17 protein-coding genes and 1 pseudogene are annotated in these 19287 nt (G+C 66.1%); 7 read left to right on the forward strand and 11 right to left on the reverse strand.

Translation table 11 applies throughout. From position 1 onward, the window contains the following. Positions 1 to 78: 78 nt before the first annotated feature. The 3 genes from EJ070_RS10190 to tsaD are packed head-to-tail and all read right to left on the reverse strand — an operon-like array spanning position 79 to position 2494. Positions 79 to 375, reverse strand: coding sequence for a YciI-like protein (locus EJ070_RS10190; protein WP_126091235.1), 297 nt, complete (start codon positions 373 to 375; stop codon positions 79 to 81). Positions 376 to 392: 17 nt separating this feature from the next. Continuing rightward, complete coding sequence (locus EJ070_RS10195) at positions 393 to 1412, reverse strand: NAD(P)H-dependent glycerol-3-phosphate dehydrogenase (RefSeq protein ID WP_126091236.1); 1020 nt, start codon at positions 1410 to 1412, stop codon at positions 393 to 395. Further along, entirely contained in the window at positions 1409 to 2494 is a 1086-nt protein-coding gene (gene tsaD, locus EJ070_RS10200; RefSeq protein WP_189350629.1) for a tRNA (adenosine(37)-N6)-threonylcarbamoyltransferase complex transferase subunit TsaD, read from the reverse strand. The genes EJ070_RS10195 and tsaD overlap by 4 nt, the downstream gene beginning before the upstream one ends. A gap of 100 nt (positions 2495 to 2594) precedes the next feature. Between tsaD and hemC the strand changes: the two genes are divergently transcribed. The 7 genes from hemC to EJ070_RS10235 all read left to right on the forward strand — a co-directional run bounded on the left by hemC (position 2595) and on the right by EJ070_RS10235 (position 10139). Beyond that, positions 2595 to 3521 carry a hydroxymethylbilane synthase gene (gene hemC / locus EJ070_RS10205; protein ID WP_126091238.1) on the forward strand — a complete coding sequence of 309 codons (927 nt, stop codon included), beginning with the start codon at positions 2595 to 2597 and terminating at the stop codon, positions 3519 to 3521. Position 3522: 1 nt separating this feature from the next. Next, positions 3523 to 4236, forward strand: coding sequence for a uroporphyrinogen-III synthase (locus EJ070_RS10210; protein ID WP_126091239.1), 714 nt, complete (start codon positions 3523 to 3525; stop codon positions 4234 to 4236). A 99-nt stretch (positions 4237 to 4335) separates the two neighbouring features. After that, positions 4336 to 5808 carry a COG4223 family protein gene (locus EJ070_RS10215; protein WP_126091240.1) on the forward strand — a complete coding sequence of 491 codons (1473 nt, stop codon included), beginning with the start codon at positions 4336 to 4338 and terminating at the stop codon, positions 5806 to 5808. 10 nt (positions 5809 to 5818) lie between these two features. Further along, complete coding sequence (locus EJ070_RS10220) at positions 5819 to 7384, forward strand: heme biosynthesis protein HemY (protein WP_126091241.1); 1566 nt, start codon at positions 5819 to 5821, stop codon at positions 7382 to 7384. A gap of 32 nt (positions 7385 to 7416) precedes the next feature. Next, positions 7417 to 7896, forward strand: a complete 480-nt coding sequence (locus EJ070_RS10225) for a TerB family tellurite resistance protein (protein WP_126091242.1) — start codon at positions 7417 to 7419, stop codon at positions 7894 to 7896. Positions 7897 to 7913: 17 nt separating this feature from the next. Beyond that, on the forward strand, positions 7914 to 8630 hold the full coding sequence (locus EJ070_RS10230) for a glutamine amidotransferase (RefSeq protein WP_126091243.1): 717 nt from the start codon (positions 7914 to 7916) through the stop codon (positions 8628 to 8630). 351 nt (positions 8631 to 8981) lie between these two features. Then, positions 8982 to 10139 carry an epoxide hydrolase family protein gene (locus EJ070_RS10235; RefSeq protein ID WP_126091244.1) on the forward strand — a complete coding sequence of 386 codons (1158 nt, stop codon included), beginning with the start codon at positions 8982 to 8984 and terminating at the stop codon, positions 10137 to 10139. 6 nt (positions 10140 to 10145) lie between these two features. Here the strand turns inward: EJ070_RS10235 and EJ070_RS10240 are convergent. The 8 genes and pseudogenes from EJ070_RS10240 to EJ070_RS10275 form a co-directional block, all read right to left on the reverse strand. After that, positions 10146 to 10259 (reverse strand): annotated as a pseudogene (locus EJ070_RS10240) (Atu4866 domain-containing protein); the annotation flags it as partial. 106 nt (positions 10260 to 10365) lie between these two features. Then, positions 10366 to 11604 (reverse strand): MFS transporter, encoded by a 1239-nt coding sequence (locus EJ070_RS10245; RefSeq protein ID WP_126091246.1) that lies wholly within the window; start codon positions 11602 to 11604, stop codon positions 10366 to 10368. A gap of 157 nt (positions 11605 to 11761) precedes the next feature. Next, positions 11762 to 12862 carry a pyridoxal phosphate-dependent aminotransferase gene (locus EJ070_RS10250; RefSeq protein ID WP_126091247.1) on the reverse strand — a complete coding sequence of 367 codons (1101 nt, stop codon included), beginning with the start codon at positions 12860 to 12862 and terminating at the stop codon, positions 11762 to 11764. 108 nt (positions 12863 to 12970) lie between these two features. Beyond that, the gene (locus tag EJ070_RS10255) at positions 12971 to 13432 is read right to left on the reverse strand and encodes a MucR family transcriptional regulator (RefSeq protein WP_126091248.1); all 462 of its coding nucleotides are present in this window, start codon (positions 13430 to 13432) and stop codon (positions 12971 to 12973) included. 168 nt (positions 13433 to 13600) lie between these two features. Continuing rightward, entirely contained in the window at positions 13601 to 14305 is a 705-nt protein-coding gene (locus tag EJ070_RS10260; protein ID WP_126091249.1) for an ROK family protein, read from the reverse strand. A gap of 15 nt (positions 14306 to 14320) precedes the next feature. Next, positions 14321 to 15697 carry a glucose-6-phosphate dehydrogenase gene (gene zwf / locus EJ070_RS10265; protein WP_126091250.1) on the reverse strand — a complete coding sequence of 459 codons (1377 nt, stop codon included), beginning with the start codon at positions 15695 to 15697 and terminating at the stop codon, positions 14321 to 14323. Between the two features lie 13 nt (positions 15698 to 15710). Further along, complete coding sequence (gene gnd / locus EJ070_RS10270; RefSeq protein WP_126091251.1) at positions 15711 to 16724, reverse strand: phosphogluconate dehydrogenase (NAD(+)-dependent, decarboxylating); 1014 nt, start codon at positions 16722 to 16724, stop codon at positions 15711 to 15713. 35 nt (positions 16725 to 16759) lie between these two features. Beyond that, the gene (locus EJ070_RS10275; RefSeq protein ID WP_126091252.1) at positions 16760 to 19177 is read right to left on the reverse strand and encodes a glucan 1,4-alpha-glucosidase; all 2418 of its coding nucleotides are present in this window, start codon (positions 19175 to 19177) and stop codon (positions 16760 to 16762) included. Positions 19178 to 19287: the final 110 nt, after the last annotated feature.

The following is a 19287-nucleotide window of genomic DNA, read 5'->3' on the forward strand; positions in this document are numbered from 1 at the left end:
CGTTGGAGCTTCTCCCTTCTCCCCGTTCTTACGGGGAGAAGGTGCCGGCAGGCGGATGAGGGGCAGCGCAAGCGAACCTCATTCGGTCGCAGGCTTCTGGAAGACCCAGTTCCACGCACGGATCTCGACGCTTTCGAACAGGCCGGCCTTGGCGTAAGGGTCGGCTGCGGCCAAGGCTTGCGCGCCGGCCATGTCGGGCGCTTCGATCATCACCAGGCTGCCTTCGGGCTTCCCATCGGCGTCGAGGAACGGGCCTGCAAAGGCAAGTTTGCCTTCGCTGATCAGGCCTTCGAGGAAGGCCGCATGCGCCGGCCGCGTGTCGGCGCGCAGCTGCAGGCTGCCGGGTTTATCCTTGCAAATCAACGCAAACAGCATGTTCAAAACTCCAAGGGTCAGATGTCGGTTTCGGTTTTGAGCGGCCGCGTCATCAGCGCCGTCACGGCTTGGCCGATGGTCACCTTGCCGTCGAGGATGGCGGCGACGGCGGAAATGATCGGCGCATCGATGCCGCGCTCGGCGGCGATGCGGGCGGCAATGCCCGCCGTCGGCACGCCTTCGGCGAGTGGCAGGCCGGCAAGCGGCTTGCCCTGGCCGAGCGCCAGGCCGTAGGCGAAATTGCGCGACTGCGCCGACGAGCAGGTGAGCAGAAGGTCGCCGAGGCCGGAAAGCCCCATCAGCGTCTCCGGCCTGGCGCCGAAGGCGGCGCCGATGCGGCGCAGCTCGACGAAGCCGCGCGTCACCATGGCGGCCTGGGCGCTGGCGCCGAGCCCGGCTCCGGTGACCGCGCCGGCGGCGATGGCGAAGACATTCTTCAGCGCGCCGCCGATCTCGACGCCGATGAGATCGTCGCTGGAATAGCAGCGCAGGTTCTCGGCCGAAAAGCGGGCGGCGAGATCGGCTGCCAATTCGCCATCGCGGGCGGCGACCACAACGGCCGTCGGCAGGCCGCGCGCGACATCAGTGGCAAAGCTCGGGCCGGAAAGTGCCGCGACCGGGTTGTCCGGCAGGATCTCCTCGACGATCGCCGACAGCAGCGCGCCGGTGTCGCGCTCGATGCCCTTGGCGCAGAGAACCAGCGGCACGCCCTTCGGCACATGGTCCGCGGCGGTGGCCAGCACCGCGCGCAGCGACTGCGCCGGCGTCACCACCAGCACGCAATCGGTGCCGCCGAGCGCCGCGGCGATATCGCTGGTGGCGACGATGCCGGGCTCGATCGCGATGCCGGGCAGGTAGCGCGCATTCTCGCCGCGATCGATGGCCGCCACGGTCTCGCCGTCGCGCGCGTAAAGCCGCACGAAATGGCCGGCGCGCAGCATGGCCAGCGCCAGCGCCGTGCCCCAGGCGCCGCCGCCCAGCACCGCGACGCGCCAGCCGCTGGGCGGCTTTCTGCCGCTTTTAGTCTTCTTGGTCATGCCTTGGCACCGCGCCGGCCCGAGCCGACCAAAGGAGCGGAAACACTGTCCAGCGGCCAGCGCGAGCGCGGCACGAAGTCCGCGGCATTCTCGCCCACTATCCCGGCGCGCAGCCGCTCGATGCCGGCCCAGGCGATCATCGCCGCATTGTCGGTACAGAGTTTCTGCGGCGGCGCGAGGAATGTGAAGCCGGCTTTGGAACAAAGCGCCTCAAGTGTGCCCTTGATCGTCCGGTTGGCGGCGACGCCGCCGGCAACGACCAGCGCGGGGTTCGCCTTGTCCGGGAATTCCAGGCGGAAGCGGGCGAGCGCTCGCGCGACACGGTCGCCCAGCGCATCCGCAACCGCAGCCTGGAAAGAGGCGCAGATGTCGGCGACGTCCTGGTCGCTGAGCGGCGCGATCGCCGTCGCGGCCTGGCGGACGGCCGTCTTCAGGCCCGAGAAGGAGAAATCGGGCTGCGCCGAGCCTTTCATCGGGCGCGGGAAGGCAAAGCGGCCCGCATCGCCGCTGGCCGCCGCCTTCTCAACATTCGGCCCGCCGGGATAGGGCAGGCCGAGCATCTTGGCCGTCTTGTCGAAGGCTTCGCCCAATGCATCGTCGATGGTGGTGGCCCAGCGCTGGTAGTCGCCTATGCCGCGCACCGCGACGATCTGGGTGTGGCCGCCGGAGACGAGCAACAGCAGATAGGGGAAGTCGAGCCCGTCGGTCAGCCTTGCGGTCAGCGCGTGGCCTTCGAGATGGTTGATGGCAATCAGCGGCTTGTTGGCGGCGGCCGCGATCGCCTTGGCCGTCATCAGTCCGACGATCAGCCCGCCGACCAGACCGGGCCCAGCGGTGGCGGCGACGGCGTCGACCTCGTCGAGGGATATGGCCGAATCGGTCAGCGCTGCCTCGATGATCCCGTCCAGCGCCTCGACATGGGCGCGCGCCGCGATCTCGGGCACGACGCCGCCGAAGGCGGCATGCTCCTCGATCTGGCTGAGCACGACATTGGACAGGATTTCGGGCGCCGAGCCGTCGTCCAGCGCCACAACGCTGGCAGCCGTCTCGTCGCAACTCGTCTCAATGCCCAGAACGCGGATCAATTGGTCGCTGTCCTCGAAGATTGTGTCGCCGGCCTTTCCTATATAGGACAAGGCCGGTCAGGCTTTGCCTGCCGGGGGTTATCACGGACCGCGCGCCATGCAAACAACCTTGAAAATCGGAACACGCGGCAGCCCGCTGGCGCTGGCCCAGGCGCATGAGACGCGGTCGCGGCTGATGAAGGCGCACGACCTTCCCGAACAGGCGTTCGAGGTGGTCGTCATCTCGACCAGCGGCGACCGCATCCAGGACCGGCCGCTATCGGAAGCCGGCGGCAAAGGCCTGTTCACCAAGGAAATCGAGGAAGCGCTGCTAGATCGTCGCATCGACATCGCGGTGCATTCGTCGAAGGACATGCCGACCGTGCTTCCCGACGGGCTGGAGCTCTCCGCCTTCCTGCCGCGCGAGGATGCGCGCGACGCCTTCATCGGCAAGACGGCGAAGCGGATCACCGATCTGCCGCAAGGCGCCAGGGTCGGGTCGTCGTCGCTCAGGCGCCAGGCGCTGATCCGCCGGATGCGGCCGGATCTCGAGGTGGTGATGTTCCGCGGCAATGTGCAGACCCGGCTGCGCAAGCTGGAAGAAGGCGTCGGCGACGGCACCATCCTCGCCTATGCCGGGCTGAAGCGGCTTGGACTCGAGAGCGTCATCACCGACCTGATGCCGTTGGATTTATTCCCGCCGGCGCCGGGGCAGGGCGCGATCGGTATCGAAAGCCGCATCGGCGACGGCCCGGTGGAAAAAATGCTGGCGGTCATCCGCGATGTGCCGACCGGGCAGGCGCTTGCCTGCGAGCGCGCGTTTCTCGCCGCGCTCGACGGCTCCTGCCGCACGCCGATCGCCGGCCATGCGACGATATCGGGCGAAAAACTGTCCTTTGCCGGGCTGATCATCTCGCCGGACGGGACCGAGTCGCACGAGGTCAAATTGGACGGCTCGGCCCAGGATGCGGCGGCAATCGGCGCGGAGGCCGCTCGGAGCGTGCGGGCCAAGGCCGGCGCCAAATTCTTCGAAGGCTGGGCCTGATATGGCCCGCGTCCTGGTGACGAGGCCGGAACCGGGCGCTTCCCGCACGGCGCGGCGGCTCGAAGCCCAGGGATTTCAACCCATTGTGCTGCCGCTGACCGAGACGGCGGCGCTGCCGGTCGAGGCAAGTTTCTTCCCCACTGCCGCCGCGGTCGCCGTCACCAGCGCCAATGCGGTTCGTCATGCGCCCAGGGAACTTGTCGCGGCGCTTGCCGCCTTGCCCTGCCATGCGGTCGGGAAAAGGACGGCCGAGGCCTGCCGCGCGGCCGGTTTTCTCTCTGTCGCTGAAGGCCCGGGCGATGCAGGAGCGTTGGCCGATGCGATCAATAGTGATCTCGCAGGCCAAGAAATCGTCTATCTTTGCGGCCGCGTGCGCTTTCGGATCTTCGAGGAGCGGCTCGCTGCGGCCGGCGTGCGGGTTGACGCGATCGAGACATACGACACCGTTCGGCTGAACCGCGACGATGCGGAGGTCGTGGCGCATCTTTCGAATAAGCCCGTCGACGCGGTGCTGCTCTATTCCGCCAAGGCTGCCGAGGCGCTGAACCCACTGATCCGCCGGGCCACCTTGCGCGGCCTGTTCGAAAGGGCGGAGCTGCTGGCGCTGTCCGCGCGCGTCGCCGATGCATTGGACGGCGGCGCCGGGCAAAAGGTTCGGATTGCGTCCCAACCCGACGAAGACGCGCTGCTGGCGCTTTTGTCGCTGCCGCGCTGAGCCGCGTCATCACACCGCCCCTTTTCACCGCTTGGTGATGTGCTAGAGCATCCCCTAGACCCTTCGAACCATCCTCAAGCCAATTTGCGGAGCCCAAGCATGGTCAAGACGCCTAAGGTGCGACATTCGAAGAGCCACCGCGAGCCGGTGACCATCGAGCTCGAGCCCGGCGCCGTCTCGCGAATCACCGAGGAGGATGCCGCCAAGGCCGAGGCCAATCCGGAACAGACCGACGAGGCGAAGGCGGAGGAAGCGGCCGCCGCTTCGCAGCCGGAAGCTCCGGAGGAACCGATCCATGCGGAGCAGGCCGACATCGAACCGTGGGAACACGCCGATGCGGCGCAGGCCGGGGTCGATGGACCCGAGGCCAAGACCAAGGATGAGGCGGAAGCGCCCTATCCGGGCGGCGAAGAGGCTCCGAAAAGCGAGCCGAATAACTTCGGCTACAATTTCGAGGATGCGTCGGCGGCCAAGACCAGTTCCGCCGGCTCTGCGGCGAAACCAAGCGAGACCCGGGACGACGGTCACGGCTCGCCGGCCGCCAGGCGCTCTGGCGTCAACATGATTGCGGCCGGCCTCATCGGCGGCGTGGTCGCGCTTGCCGGCGCCGGCCTGCTGCAGGCGGTCGGTCTGCTCGGCTCGCCTGCCTCGGGCGGAGCGGCGCTCGACGGCGTCAATGGCGAGATCGCCTCGCTCAAGGGTGAAATCGCGGCGCTCAAGGAATCGGGCGATACCGGTGCTTCGGCCAAGATCGACGGCCTGTCCTCGGCGCTCGATCAGGTGAAGTCGGATGTCGCGGCGCTGAAATCCTCGGCCGGGCAGAGCGGCGACGGCACGGCGCTCAAGGCGCTCAACGACAAGGTCGGACAGGTCGAGACGGCTGTCGCCGACCTGCAGAAAGCCGGCAGCGCGGCACCGGTTGATCTTGGCCCGCTCAACGAAAAACTCGCCGGGCTCGATGCGCTGGTGAAATCGGCCGGCGACGCGGCAAAGGCCGAGGACGGCCGGATCGCGGCGCTGGAACAGTCGGTGTCGCAGCTCTCCGGCAAGGTCGACGCGCAGGCCTCGCAGCCGAAGATCGCGCTGGCGATTGCCGCTTCGGCGCTGAAGGCGGCGCTCGACCGCGGCGCGCCATTCGCGACCGAGCTCGACACCTTCGCCGCGATCGCGCCGGACGCGCCGGAGATCACGGTGCTGCGGTCCTATGCCGAAAAGGGCGTACCGACCCGCGCCACAATCGCTTCGGAGGTCGAGGCCGCCGCCAACGCCATGGTCGAGGCGGCAACGCCGGTCGACCAGAATGCCGGCTTCTTCCAGAGCCTGGTGTCGAGCGCCGAGTCGCTGGTTAAGGTGCGGCCGGTCGGCACGGTCGAAGGCAAGGGCGCGCCGGAGACCGTGGCGCGCCTGGAGGTGGCGGTCAATCAGGGCGACTATGCCAAGGCACTCAGCGAATACGATACGCTGCCCGATGCGGCAAAGTCGGCGGGCGCCGATTTTGCCGGCAAACTGAAGGCGCGGCTCGAGGTCGAAAAGCAGATCGACGCGCTGATTGCCGGCGCGACGAAGGCGTGAGGACCGTCCGATGATCCGCATCCTCATCTTCCTCGCCGTCGTCTTCGCGCTAGGGCTCGGCTTTGCCTGGCTGGCCGACCGTCCGGGCGAGATGCTCGTCACCTTCAACGGCTACCAGTACCAGGTCTCGCTGATGGTGGCGGCGGTGGCGATCGTCGCCGTGGTCGCAGCGGTGATGATTTTGTGGTGGCTGGTCAAGTCGCTGTGGAACAGCCCCTATACGATCTCGCGCTATTTCCGGGTGCGCCGCCGCGACCGCGGCTACCAGGCGCTGTCGAGCGGCATGATCGCGGCCGGCGCCGGCGACGGCGCGCTGGCGCGCAAGAAGACCAAGGAAGCGGCGAAGCTGATCAGCTCCGACCAGGAGCCGCTGATCAACCTGCTCGACGCGCAGGCCTCGCTGCTCGAAGGCGACCATGAGGGCGCACGGGAAAAGTTCGAGCGCATGCTCGACGACCCGGAAATGCGGCTGCTCGGGTTGCGTGGGCTCTATCTCGAAGCCGAGCGGCTGGGCGACCGCAATGCGGCGCGCCACTATGCCGGTCGCGCGGCGGCGGTGGCGCCGCAGCTCGCCTGGGCGGCGGAATCGACACTCGAGGAGCTGACCGAGCGCGGCGACTGGGATGGCGCGCTGAAGCTCGTCGAATCGCAGAAGTCGACAAGGCAGATCGAGCGCGACGCCGCCAACCGGCGCCGCGCGGTGCTGCTCACCGCCAAGGCGCAGGCGCTGGTCGACAGCGATCCGAATACCGCCCGGAATGCCGCCGTCGAAGCCAACAAGCTGGCGCCCGATTTCTCGCCAGCGGCGGTCATCGCCGCCAATCTGCTGATCCGGCAAAACGACGTGCGCAAAGGCTCCAAGATCCTGGAGACGGCCTGGCGGGCCGAGCCGCATCCGGACATCGCCGAGCTCTACACCCATGCAAGGCCGGGCGATGCCGTGCTCGACCGCCTCAACCGGGCGAAGAAGCTGCAGGAGATGAAGAAGAACCACGCCGAATCGTCGATGGCCGTGGCGCGCGCCGCGCTCGATGCGCAGGATTTCGCCACCGCGCGGCGCGAGGCGGAGGCCGCTATCCGCATGGATCGCCGCGAGGGCGCCTATCTGCTTCTGGCCGACATCGAGGAGGCCGAAACCGGCGACCAGGGGAAGGTGCGGCAACTGCTTTCGAAGGCAGTGCGCGCACCGCGCGACCCGGCCTGGGTCGCCGACGGCGTCGTCTCCGAGCGCTGGGCGCCGGTGTCGCCGGTCACCGGCAAGTTGGACGCCTTCATCTGGCGCGCGCCGATGGAGAGGCTCGGGCAGTTGATCGAGAGCGACGCGGACGTGGCGGTGCCGGCAATTCCCGCCGCGCCGGCCGTGCCGGCCGAGAAAGCGATCGACATCGTCCCCGATGCTTCGGCGGCGAAGCCGGCCGCCGAAGCGCCGAACGGCATGGAGAAGGAGACCGCGGCCGCGTCGGGCGATGGCGAGGCCTTCGAGCAGGCATCGGAGCCGCCGCGATTGCCGGACGATCCGGGCGTCGCGCCGGAAGACGAGGCGGAAAAATCGCCGCGCCGGTTTCGTTTGTTTTGAGGCCGGTTTTGGCGGACAGGGAAAAGGTGTCGATGTTCGAACGCGTATTGTCGTTCCTGAGGGATTTGCCGGCTGCCGGCGCGGCGAAGCCGAGCGCCGACGATCCGCGCGTCGCGGCCTCGGCCCTGCTCTACCATGTGATGAACGCCGACGGCGTGCGCCAGGATGTCGAATGGGAGCGCTTCAAGGAAATTCTGGCGGAAACCTACTCGATCAGCGGCGACGAGCTCGATGCGCTGGCGGCCGCCGGCGAGCACGCCGACAATGAGGCGATCGACCTCTACGCCTTCACCAGCGTGCTCAAGCGCCATCTCGACGCCGAGGCGCGCAAGGCCTTCATCGGCTTGATGTGGGAAATCGTCTACGCCGACGGCGAGCTGCACGAGCTCGAGGACAACACCGTCTGGCGCGTCGCCGAATTGATCGGCGTCGAGCGCCAGGACCGCATCGAGGCGCGCCGCAAGGCGGCGGCCGAGGCGCCCGGCGCGCGCGGGACGTCGAGCGACGAATAGAGGATCCTTCGCCTTCCATGCCACCCAGACCGAGGCCGAGACCAAAAATCCTGATCGTGCTGCATCAGGAGACTTCGAGCCCCGGCCGCGTAGGTCATATGCTGCTGGAAGAAGGTTTCGATCTCGACATCCGCCGGCCGCCGCTTGGCGATGGATTGCCCCGCACGCTGGATGATCATGCCGGCGCGGTTATCTTCGGCGGGCCGATGAGCGCCAATGACGGGGACGAGTTCGTCCGCCGCGAGACCGACTGGCTCGAAGTCCCGCTCAAGGAGAACCGGCCCTTCCTCGGCATCTGCCTCGGCGCGCAGATGCTCGCCAACCATCTCGGCGGCAAGGTCGAGGGTCATGGCGAGGGACTGGTCGAGATCGGCTGGTATCCACTGAAGGCGACCGAGGCGGGGAAGAATCTGCTGCACTGGCCGGAGATGGTTTACCAGTTCCACCGCGAGGGCTTTTCGCTGCCGAAGGAGGCAACGCTGCTCGCGACGGCGGAAACCTATCCCAACCAGGCTTTTCGTTATGGCGAGAATGCCTGGGGCATCCAGTTCCATGGCGAGCTGACCCGCGTGATGATGCATCGCTGGGTGGTGCGCGGCGCGCATCGCTTCGAATTGCCCGGCGCCCAGCCCGGCCGCGATCACCTCGGCGGCCGGCTGATCTGGGACATGCATCTGAAACGCTGGCTGGGCGAATTTTTGGGCCTGATCTTCGGCAAACCGGCTGTGGGATAGAGTAAAAGCCAATTGCCCCGAGTGGCTGAGCTTGACCGGAAGACGACCTACGTCCTGTCGAGACGTGGACGACCGCTCTGCGCTGCAGAGTCGGCCATCCGGACCGCTGTGCCCGGTGCCCGGAAGCGGCCGTAAGCTCAGGGCGAACGTTCACGTCCGCTGCGCTGCGAGATTAAAGCGCGTCGCGCTGAAGAGGAGCCAGGCGACGCGCTTTAAGTCTTTGTTTTGATGCATGTCGTTCCCCCAAAACCGCTGCGCACTTTTGGGCGACATGCGTTAGGTGAACCACATCGATTGTTGGTACACCGGCTTTAGCGCTATGGTGACGGACACCCTGCACCATGGCAGAATATGAAAATCCGGCCTTTTTCGATCCACATCCCCAACGAAGCGCTGGCTGACTTGCGACATCGCCTGCGTGCGACGCGTTGGCCGAGTTCACTTGATGACGAGAGTTGGGCCGACGGCGCGAACCTGCTGTTCATGCAGCGGCTTTCTCACCATTGGCTCCACAACTTTGACTGGCGCGCGCAAGAGGAGCGGCTGAACCGACTACCACAATTCATCGCCACTATTGATAACGCGGACGTCCACTTCGTCCATCAGCGCGGGGCAGGGCCATCACCCATGCCTATTGTCCTGACGCACGGCTGGCCAGGCTCTTTCGCCGAGATGGAACACATCATTCCGTTGCTGGCCGACCCCGGAGCTCACGGCGGCGATCCCGCCGATGCTTTTCACGTCGTCGTGCCCTCCCTTCCCGGCTATGGCTTCTCGCCTGCGCCCTCCTACCCTGGTATCAACGCACGAACGATTGCCCAACTGTGGCATCGATTGATGGAAGGTCTTGGTTACAACCGGTTTGCAGCTCAAGGGGGCGATATCGGCGCCGGTGTCTCGGCTTGGCTCGCGCGGCAGTTCCCAGACAGCTTGGCAGGCGTTCATGTCAACTATATTCCCGGCAGCTTCCGCCCGACCCTGGGACCGGCATCACCGCCCGTGACAAATGAGGAGCAAGAGTTTCTTAAACGGGTTTCGTCCTGGGCGGCAGATGAAGGAGCCTATGCGGCTTTGCAAGGCACCAAGCCACAGACGCTGGCCTTCTCGCTGACTGATTCTCCCGTGGGTCTCGCTGCCTGGATTGTCGAGAAATTCAGATCCTGGAGCGATTGCGATGGTGATATCCAGCGCGTTTTCTCCCTGGATACGCTGCTTACCGATATTTCTATCTACTGGTTCGGCGACAGCCTCAGCGCCTCCTTGCGGCTGTACAAGGAGAATCGCCTTTGCCCACTCTCGTTCGACCTTGATGAGCGCGTGACGCCGCCATTTGGCGTCGCGCTCTTTCCCCACGAACTGCCGATGCCGCCACGGTCTTGGGTCGAGCGCGTTTTCGATGTCGCCCGCTGGACTGAGATGCCGGCGGGGGGCCATTTCGCGGCACTTGAGCAGCCAGAGTTGCTGGCGCATGAAATTCGCGCCTTTTTTCGGCCGCGTCGTCAGCCTTAGAGACCGTCACCTCTTGCGGTAGAGGATCATTCCTGCGTGATGGAGCACGCCGTCGACGACCTTCCCGCCGGCGGTGAAGCCGGTATCGTCCCAATAGAAGATGTCATCGCCTCGCAATCGCTTGGGACAGCAGCCTCGACGGCAGCTTTCTGATGCCGCGCCACAGAGCGGACCGGCTCCTTAACGGCCCCATCTCGGCCGTTGTCGGCGCAAGCTTGGCGCTTGCTCAGTTCCGGCTGTTCAGATGCCGCACCTGCCGCAGCGCCGGGAACAGCCAGGCCCACAATCCGACGACCGCGATGGCGCCGATGCCGCCGACCACCACCGCCGGCACGGTGCCGATCAGTGCCGCCATGGTGCCGGCGCGGAATTCGCCGAGTTCGTTGGAGGCGCCGACGAAGACCTGGTTGACCGCATTGACGCGGCCGCGCACCTCGTCCGGCGTCCAGAGCTGGATCAGCGTCTCGCGGATATAGACGCTGAACATATCGGTGGCGCCGAGCAAGACGAGCGCCGCGATCGACAGCCAGGTGATGGTCGACAGGCCGAACAGCACCGTGCAGACGCCGAACGACGCTGCGGCGCCGAGCATGACCACGCCGCCGTGGTCGCGGATCGGATGGCCGGCGAGCCAGACCGCGACGCAGATGGCACCGATGCTCGGCGCCGAGCGCAGCAGGCCGAGGCCCCAGGGGCCGAGCTCCAAAATGTCGCGCGCATAGACCGGCAGCAGCGCCGAGGCACCGGAGAGAAGCACCGCGAAGAGGTCGAGCGAGATCGCGCCGAGCACGATCTTCTCGCTCCAGATATAGCCGAAGCCGGCAAACAGCGTCTGCATCGTCGGCTTGTCGGTGGCGGTCTGCTGAGCGGGCTTGGGGATGGTGAAGACGAGCAGCGCGGCGGCAAGCAGCAGGATCGCCGCAGTGGCGTAGGCGATTTCCGCCGAGAGCCCGTAGAGCAGGCCGCCGGCGACCGGGCCGACGATCGTCGCGGTCTGCCAGGCCGACGAGTTCCAGGCGATCGCGTTGGCGAAATCCTCCTGCGGCACCAGATTGGCGAACAGCGAGGACGAGGCCGGTCCGTAGAAAGCGCGGGCTACGCCGAACAGAGCGAGCACGACGAAGATCGGCAGCGGACCGGTCAGGCCGCGCAGCGTCAGGAATAGGATAGCGAGCGCGCAGCCGCCTTCCACCAACGACGCCAAGGTCATGATCAGGCGGCGGCCGAAGCGGTCGGCGACGACGCCGGTGACGAGCACCAACAGCAGCGAGGGCAGGAACTGGACGATGCCGACGATGCCGAGGTCGAAGGGATTGCGCGTCAGGTCGTAGATCTGCCAGCCGACGGCGACTGAGACGATCTGGGTGGCGAAGGTGGTGAGGAAGCGCGCCGTCCAGTAGCTGAGGAACGGCCGGTGCCGGAAAGCGGCATAGCGCTGGTCAGGTGAAGCTGCTTCGGCGGTCATGGTTCAAGGGCCCCGTTGTGGCATTGGCCGGCGGGGCACTTCCACGGCGGGCGCTGGTCCGGCCAGAACCCTTTAGCCCAGTTCGTTTCGCCGCGCGCGCAAAAAAATCGGCGCTGGCTGAAGAAATCTGGAACGGTCGTTCGCGATGGGAAGGGGCTCAATCCCTCAACGCGGCGGAGATGGCTTCCAGACCGCCGCGCAATTCCGCCTCTTTCGGCCAGCCGAAGCCGACACGGAAGAAGCGCTTCGGCATCTCGAACCAGTGGCCTGGGCCGACATAGGTGCCGTGCTCCTCGAGAAGCCTGGTGTAGAACCGGTCGAGGTCGAAGCCGGTATCGACGTTCAGCCGCGGAAAGCCGACGACGCCGCCTTGCGGCCGCACCCAGTCGACAAGCGGCTCGCCGTCGATCCAGGCCTGGACGATGTCGCGCCGCCTCGCCATCTGGGGCAGCAGCGATGCCAGGAAGGCATCACGGCGCTCGAGCATGGCGCGGGCGATCGCCTCGTCGACGACGCTGCCGCAGATGCCGATCTGCTCCTTGGCGGCAAGGAATGTCTCCCGCACCGCCTTGTCCCTGGCGACCAGCCAGCCGATGCGGATGCCCGGAATGCCGAAGGCCTTGGAAAGCGACGAGACGCTGATGGCGCTCGCACTCAGCGATGCCGCCGAGGGCAACCGCTCGCCATAGGACAGATCGCGATAGGTCTCGTCGACCAGCAGCCGGCAACGCCGGCGCTCAGTGAGCGCGACCAGCGCGTCGAGATCGGCGCGGGTCATCATCGTGCCGGTCGGGTTGTGCGGGCAGGTGACGCTGATCAGCTTCGTGTTCGGCCGCACGGCGGCCGCGACGCGCTCGACGTCGATCGCGAACCCGTTTTCGAAATCGAGATCGACATAGGAGATGGCGCAGCCGATCGCCTTGGGGGTCTCGATGTTGGTGGCGTAGTTCGGCCGCACGACCACGAGATGGTCGCTCGGCGACAGCAGCGAGGTGGCGATGATGAACAGCGCGCCGGCGGCGCCCGCGGTCACCAGCACGTCGTCAGCGGAGAGCCCTTCGTTTTGTGCTGCGATCAGCGTGCGCAACTCCTTGTCGCCACGATGCTCGCCGTAGAACAAAGTGAGGTCGGGCAGCGAGAGGCCGATGTCGGAGAGCTTCTGGTCGGCGATCGAGCTTTCGGAGAGATTACAGCGGATGCGGTCGTAGCCGTATTCTTCCGGCGCCTCCTTCTCGATCACCATCCTTGCGTAGTTCATGGCCAGGCTCCCCCGAGGTTCAGCCTATCCAAGCCATAAAAGCAGGAAGCCTGCCAAGGCGGATTCGCCGGCAGGCTTCTCAAACTGTTGGTACAGGCAGGTGACGTCTCAGGCGGAAGCCTTGGCCCTTCTGCCTCTCGCAGGCTTGACCGGCTCGGCTTCCGCCTTGCGCCCAAGGCCGATCGACTTGGCGAGCTCGGAGCGCGACGCGGCATAATTGGGCGCGACCATCGGGTAGTCCGCCGGCAGGCCCCATTTGGTGCGGTAGGCTTCCGGCGTCAGCCCGAAATGCACGCCGATATGGCGCTTCAGCGATTTGAACTTCTTCCCGTCCTCGAGGCAGATGATGTAGTCCGGCGTCACCGAGCGCCGCGGATTGACGGCTGGCGTGGGCGGGGGCGCCGGCGGCGCCGGCGGCTGGTTGAGTTCGCCGATCGAGGAGGCGACGCTGGCGATGAGCTCGCCCAGGCCCGAAGCGGGCAACCGGTTCTTGGCGACATAGGCCGACACGATGTGAGCGGTGAGCTCGAGCAGGTCGACTTCCTTGGCTGTGTTGGTGTCCTCGTCCACGTCATTCCTCCGTCTGTGCCGCATGGCCGCGAAAATCGGGATGTAAATCAGAGCGCTGCCGCGTTCTCCACAAGGCCGGCGAATTCCTAGTCGGCAAATCTGCACAGCGCAACGACCAGTCGCGCGGTTACACGCTATTTTGAACAACTATACTGAAATGTAACAATATCAGACGATCAGCGCCTTGTCGCGCCACAGTCGAAATCCGCCTTCGAAGGCGCGAGTGTTGTCGCCGCGCCTGGATTTCTCGGGCAATTCATCAAGCTTGTCGACATTGCCGCCGCCGATGACCACATAGTCCGGCTGCAAGGCGGCGCGAAGCCTGTTTACGACATCAAAAACGTATCTGCGCCATTTTTTCTTGCCGTGCTTTACCAGGCCGCGCTCGCCGACATAGTCTTCGAAGCTGCAGCCCTTCTTATAGGGAAGATGGGCAAGCTCCATCGGCTGCCCGACGTGATCGAGGATCATCGCGGCGCCGAGGCCGGTGCCCAGGCCGAGGAATAGCATGCGGCCGCCCTCATAGCTGCCGATCGCCTGCATCAATGCGTCGTTAACGAGCTTGACCGGCTTGCCGAAGGCGGCGGCGAAATCATAGCCGTTCCAGCCCTTGCCGAGATTGAAGGGGTCGAGCGAAGGCTTGTTGTCCCGCACCGGGCCCGGGTAGCCCATCGAGATGACGTCATAGCTCAGCCCCTCGGCAAGCTTCTTCACCGAGGCGACAACCTGCTCAGGCGTCAAGCCCGGCCCGGATTCGGCGCGACTCACTTCGCCGCCGGCGCTGGTGAGGATCTTCACGCGCGAGCCGCCGACGTCGATGGTGAGCACGATCTGGTCGCCCTTCGCCGCCGCCGGCTTTGCCGATTTCGCCATCCCGTTGCCTCCAAACTATTTCGTCGGGTTGATCCAGCCATTGGGCGGGCCGAAGCCGTCCATGGCATCGGCCGGTCCCCAGGTCTTGGGGGCATAGATAGGGGGAGGCGTCATGTCGCCAAGCACCGGGCCGACAATGCGCCAGGCAAGCTCGGCCGCATCCTGCCGCGTGAAGAGCTGGCCGTTGCCGTTCATGGCGTCGCCGATCAGCCTTTCATAGGGCGGCATGTCGCCCTTGGTGTCGTCGAGCGCGGTCAGCTCCACCTGCTCGCCGATCATGTCGTCGCCTGGCACCTTGCGCTGAGCGCCGATCGAGATCGCCACCTGCGGGTCGATGCGGAAGCGGACATGGTTGGCGTCGTCCGGCTTGATCGGGTCGAAGACATCGAGCGGGGGCCGCTTCATCCGCACGATCACCTCGGTGGCGTGCACCGGCATGTTCTTGCCGGCGCGGATGAAGAAGGGCACGTCCCGCCAGCGCCAGGTGTCGACGAAGAAGCGCACCGCGGCGAAGGTCTCGACGGGGGAGTTCGGCCGCACGCCCGGCTCCGCCAGATAGCCGTCGAACTGGCCGCGCACGACATCGTCCTTGTTCAGGGTGCGAATCGCCCTGAGCACCTGCACCTTCTCGTCGATCAGGTCATCGGCCGAGCGGCCGACGGGCGGCTCCATGGCTAAAAGCAGCAGGATGTTGAGCAGATGGTTCTCGATGACGTCGCGGATGCAGCCGACATCGTCATAGAAACGGCCGCGGCCCTCGACGCCGAAATCCTCGGCCATGGTGATCTGGACGCTCTCGACGAAATTGCGGTTCCAGATCGGTTCGAGGAAGGAGTTGGCGAAGCGGAAATAGAGCAGGTTCTGGATCGCTTCCTTGCCGAGATAGTGGTCGATGCGGAAGATCGATCGTTCGTCGAACACCAGATGCAGCACGCGGTTCAGCCAGCGCGCCGACTGCAGGTCGTGGCCGAAGGGTTTTTCCACCATCAGCCGCGCGCCGCGCGCGGTGCCGGACTGTTCCAGGCCTTGCACGACGATCTCGAACATCGTGGGCGGCACGGCCATGTAATGCAGTGGCCGCTGCGCCGAGCCCAGCGCCGTCTTCAGCTTCTCGAAGGTCGCCGGGTCGCGGTAGTCGCCGCTGACATAGCGCAGCAGCGAGGCGAGCTTGCCGAACACCTTGTCGTCGACGGCGCCCAGCGCATTGACGATGCCGTCGCGGGCGCGGTCCACCAGCTTGCCGATGTCCCAGGGCTCGAAGGCGACGCCGATCACCGGCTCGGCGAGCGTCTCCTTGGCGACCATGTGATAGAGCGCCGGAAATATCTTCTTGTGCGCAAGGTCGCCGGTCGCCCCGAAAAGCACCAGCGTGTCGGACCTCTCCTGGCTCATGCCGCCTCTCCCTTCACGCGCCGGTCTTCGGCTTCTCGACATGGCCGCCGAAGGCATAGCGCATGGCGGACAGAAGCTTGTCGGCGAATGCGGATTCGCCTTGCGAGGAGAAGCGGTCGAACAGTGCCGCGGAGAGCACCGGCGCCGGAACGCCTGTGTCGATCGCCGCCTTCAGCGTCCAGCGGCCTTCGCCGGAATCGGAGACGCGGCCGCCGAACTGGGCGAGCGACGGATCATTCTTCAGCGCGCCGGCGGTAAGGTCGAGCAGCCAGGAGCCGATGACGCTGCCATGCCGCCACACCTCGGCCACCTGGGCGAGGTCGATATCGAACTGGTAATATTGCGGGTTTTCCAGCGGACTGGTCTCGGCGTCCGCCGTCCGCTGCCGTTTGCCCGCATTGGCCGACTTCAGGATGTTGATGCCCTCGGCATAGGCGGCCATGACGCCGTATTCGATGCCGTTATGCACCATCTTGACGAAATGGCCGGCGCCGCTCGGCCCGCAATGCAGATAGCCGTGGGGGGCGCTTCCGGCATCCTTCGGCGGATTGGAGCCCGGGTCGGCGCCCGGCGCCAGCGTGGCGAAAACCGGATCGAGATGCTGCACGGCTTCATCGGGGCCGCCGATCATCAGGCAGTAGCCGCGCTCCAGGCCCCAGACGCCGCCGCTGGTGCCGACATCGACAAAGCTGATGCCCTTGGTCGCCAGCTTCGCCGCCTGGTCGACGGCATCGTGATAGTAGGAATTGCCGCCGTCGACGATGATGTCGCCCGGCTCCATCAGCGCCGCCACCTGGTCGGCGATCCTGCCGGTGATCGCCGCCGGCAGCATCAGCCAGGCGCAGCGCGGCTTGGCGAGCTTGGCGACGAACTCCTCCAGCGAGGCGGCGCCAATGGCGCCGTCCTTGACCATGCCGGCGACGCTTGCCGAGTTGATGTCGTAGACGACGCATTCGTGGCCGTCCCGCACCAGGCGGCGCACCATATTGGCGCCCATCCTGCCCAGTCCCATCATTCCGATCTGCATGGTGTCGTCCCAATAGCTTGAGGAAAGAAGAAATCTTACTGGCTATCCGAAGGATCAATGCCGACGGTGAAGTCGACATTCTCCCAACGGCCGGCTTCGGGCCAGAAAAAAGTGAAGACGATCGTGCTGCCCGGCGGCAGGTCGGCGACATCGAGGTCAACAAGATGGACACCGAAGGCGTTTTCGGCCGTCTTGTCGTCACGCACCGTCAGCCATTTGTCGCTGCTCCAGTGGACAACGCCACGGGCTGAAAGCTCGACGCGCAGGGCCTTGCCGGCGGGAATGGAGCGGATCTTGTTGTTGAAGCGCCAGGTCCGGAAGGGCGAGACGGTCTTGCGCTTGATGTAGCGATCGACACCTTGCGGCGGCATGTCGAAGACGGTTCCGTCGCGCAGCGAGCGCAAGAGCTTGATGTGCTCGGCATGCGCCCAGACCAGCGGCATGGCGCTGCCCGACGGTGCGCCGAGCCGCAATTCGCGCTCCGGCATGTCGGGTCTGTCCCAGACCTGTTCCGGCAGGAGGCCGCCTACACCGGCCGAGCGCTCGAAGGTTTCGAGCAGTTCGGCCGCCGTGCCGTGCCGTCCGGCCGCCAGCTCGTAATGCGCGCGCTCGCCTGTGAGCAGCGGCCAAGGCCGGCCCTGGCCGGTGCCGTCGAAAGGCGAGCCGTCCTCGTGCTCGCCGTAGCCGTCGCAGGTGTAGCGGTACCAGACCGGGCCTTGCGGCAGATCGCAGCGCAACTCGGCATCGATGGCTTTGATCGTGTTCAGGATGCGCGGATCGTCCGTTGCCCTGAGGCCAAAACGTACCAGCGCAAGGGCGTCAGGGCTGACGATCGCTTCGGCCGGGCGGTCGGTCTCGGCGGGCGGCCGGTTCTTGATCGGCACGAAGCCGTCCTTCGGCGAAGCGGCGCCGCCATCGTCAGGCGGCGCGATGCGGACATAGTAGCCGTCGATGCTCTCCCTGGCGCAGAGTTCGGTACCGGTGACATAGGTCCAGCGCTCGATCTCTCCGTTCCAGCAGTCGGCGGTCTCGCGTAGATATTTTGCCGGCTCATTTTTGTCGCAGGCGTCCAGCATATCCGCCGCCGCAAGCAGCGCCGCGATCTCGACCGCCAGCGTGAACGGGCTGTAGCCGGCGTCTTCCTCCCAGCGATCCTCGCCGGTGACCGGGCCGTTGCGCACGACATAGGAAGCAGCGCTCTCGATCATGGCCAGGAAATCGTCGAGTTTCGCGCGCGGCAGATGGCCGGCGCGGCGCAAGGCGTCGGCGAGCAGCAGCGGAAAGGCGCATTCGTCCATCTGGATGCCCGGCCAATAGGGCTCTCCGCTCGACCAGCAATTTTGCGGCCAATGGCCGTCCGGCCGCTGGATCGAGCGCAGATAGGTGAGGATCTGCAGCGCCTGCCTGGCGTCGCCGGCGGCGAGGAAGCCGCCCGCCGTCTCGACCAGGTCGCGCGGCCAGACCAGATGGTAGCCGCCGAGATCGTCGTCGCCCTTGTTGAAGCCCCAGGGGATCGAAAGACTGGCGACGGCGGCCCCGGGCCTGGCGATCGACAGATGCGAGGCAAGCACCGCGGTGCTGACGCGGTAAGTGTTCAGGCCGGAGGCAGCGTGCCGGTCGGGCTTTTCCAGCCCGGCCTGGAATTTCCGCCAGTTGCCGGCATAGGTCTCGGCAGCCGCGTCGAAACCGTCCCTCAGGCTGGCCAGCGCGATCTCCGCCGCCTGTTGCGGCCAGGCACCGAAGCCGAGCGCCAGCAAGGCCGTGCCCTCGCCTGCCGCGAAGCCGATCTCGCCGGTCAGCGCCACATTGCCGTCCTCCGCCCGCTGACAGGCAGGATCGAGCGCGCCGCCATCGCGGAGCTGCTGCCAGCCATCGGAGAAGCCGACATAACCGGCCGAACAGGCGCCCCAGGGCAGTGAAGAAGCAAACGCGATCGAGACGCCTCGTCCCGATGCAAAGAGCATTCGCTCTCCCTTATGCTCGCCGACCCAGGCCGTGTTACCCATGCCGGCATTGACGAGGTGCGGCGCAAGCAGCGCGTAGACGCGATAGTCCGAAGCCGAGCCTTTAAGCGCCGCGAATGTGATTTCCTGCAGCAGCGCTGGCCGTTTCGGATCCGTGATGATGCGCTTTTCCAACCGGTAGGCGCCATCGGTCGCCGTATTGACCATGCGGTAGGCCGGCACGCCGTCCTCGAACGGCTCGACAAGGTGGACGGCATCGCGTTTCTCCTCCGAGAAATAGCCGCCGGGGCCGGTTATCATCAGCCCCATGTCGCGCGTGCAGGCGCTGTCGAGGCGCGGATAGTAGATCTCGTTCAATATGCCGTGGCTGATGGTGAACCAGAGCGGGCTTTTCGCTGAAAGCGCGGTGCCGACGCCGCTCTTGGCGCTTGACGTCCAGCGTGCGGGAATTCCCGGGGCGCCCCGAGCAACAGTCGGCGTCGCTGCCATGCCATGCGATCTCCTCGGCCATCCCTAAACCAGGAGCCGCAGGCTTTTCAATCGTCGCACCTGAAGTTGATCGCCTGCCGCCGCAGGAGCCATCGTTGACAGCGGCACCG

This window comes from Mesorhizobium sp. M1E.F.Ca.ET.045.02.1.1 (genome assembly GCF_003952485.1).
Lineage (GTDB): Bacteria > Pseudomonadota > Alphaproteobacteria > Rhizobiales > Rhizobiaceae > Mesorhizobium.

Excerpts from the sequence above, each read along its gene's own strand:
- zwf (WP_126091250.1), bottom strand. The coding sequence starts at position 15,697 with ATGAGCCAGGAGAGGTCCGACACGCTGGTGCTTTTCGGGGCGACCGGC.
- EJ070_RS10225 (WP_126091242.1), top strand. The coding sequence starts at position 7,417 with ATGTTCGAACGCGTATTGTCGTTCCTGAGGGATTTGCCGGCTGCCGGC.
- hemC (WP_126091238.1), top strand. The coding sequence starts at position 2,595 with ATGCAAACAACCTTGAAAATCGGAACACGCGGCAGCCCGCTGGCGCTG.
- EJ070_RS10230 (WP_126091243.1), top strand. The coding sequence starts at position 7,914 with ATGCCACCCAGACCGAGGCCGAGACCAAAAATCCTGATCGTGCTGCAT.
- EJ070_RS10195 (WP_126091236.1), bottom strand. The coding sequence starts at position 1,412 with ATGACCAAGAAGACTAAAAGCGGCAGAAAGCCGCCCAGCGGCTGGCGC.
- EJ070_RS10215 (WP_126091240.1), top strand. The coding sequence starts at position 4,336 with ATGGTCAAGACGCCTAAGGTGCGACATTCGAAGAGCCACCGCGAGCCG.
- EJ070_RS10235 (WP_126091244.1), top strand. The coding sequence starts at position 8,982 with ATGAAAATCCGGCCTTTTTCGATCCACATCCCCAACGAAGCGCTGGCT.
- EJ070_RS10250 (WP_126091247.1), bottom strand. The coding sequence starts at position 12,862 with ATGAACTACGCAAGGATGGTGATCGAGAAGGAGGCGCCGGAAGAATAC.
- EJ070_RS10260 (WP_126091249.1), bottom strand. The coding sequence starts at position 14,305 with ATGGCGAAATCGGCAAAGCCGGCGGCGGCGAAGGGCGACCAGATCGTG.
- EJ070_RS10220 (WP_126091241.1), top strand. The coding sequence starts at position 5,819 with ATGATCCGCATCCTCATCTTCCTCGCCGTCGTCTTCGCGCTAGGGCTC.
- gnd (WP_126091251.1), bottom strand. The coding sequence starts at position 16,724 with ATGCAGATCGGAATGATGGGACTGGGCAGGATGGGCGCCAATATGGTG.
- EJ070_RS10245 (WP_126091246.1), bottom strand. The coding sequence starts at position 11,604 with ATGACCGCCGAAGCAGCTTCACCTGACCAGCGCTATGCCGCTTTCCGG.
- EJ070_RS10190 (WP_126091235.1), bottom strand. The coding sequence starts at position 375 with ATGCTGTTTGCGTTGATTTGCAAGGATAAACCCGGCAGCCTGCAGCTG.
- EJ070_RS10275 (WP_126091252.1), bottom strand. The coding sequence starts at position 19,177 with ATGGCAGCGACGCCGACTGTTGCTCGGGGCGCCCCGGGAATTCCCGCA.
- EJ070_RS10210 (WP_126091239.1), top strand. The coding sequence starts at position 3,523 with ATGGCCCGCGTCCTGGTGACGAGGCCGGAACCGGGCGCTTCCCGCACG.